Source organism: Halobellus captivus (genome assembly GCF_007655485.1).
Classification (GTDB): domain Archaea; phylum Halobacteriota; class Halobacteria; order Halobacteriales; family Haloferacaceae; genus Haloquadratum; species Haloquadratum captivum.
Map to the genome: position 1 here is coordinate 55,480 of NZ_VJXQ01000008.1, position 430 is coordinate 55,909.

Below are 430 nucleotides of genomic sequence, written 5' to 3' on the forward strand. Positions count from 1 at the left end.
AATTGCCTCGCCGGATGTGCGGACTGGATTAATTTGGATTTTGTGGAGCGACAGCGGACACTCGAGCGTGCGATGAAGCTCGGTATTCAACTGCAGTTAGCGGGTCTCTCGCTGTCGAATACCGTCTCGATTCTCGAAGAGGTGGGTGTCGAGCGCTCTCGCAAGGCAATCCATAATCGAGTCCAAAAAGCCGATCTACAGCCCGAAGAGGGTTGAAGCCCGAATCACGTTGCGCTCGACGAAACTGTGATTCGAATCAATGACGAGCAATTCTGCCTGTACGCGGCCGTCGATCCCGACACAAATGATTGGTCCATTTGCGACTCTTTGCAACGACAACGACCGCCTTAACCGAGATTTTCCTGCGAGAACTCCGCCAGAAACACGACATCGAATCCGCTGTGTTTCTGGTTGATGGCGCTCAACACCT

Annotated in this window: 1 pseudogene; it reads left to right on the forward strand. The window is 53.0% G+C overall.

Going from position 1 to position 430, the window contains the following annotated elements:
* Positions 1-430, forward strand: a pseudogene (locus tag FJT57_RS15480) (IS6 family transposase); the annotation flags it as partial.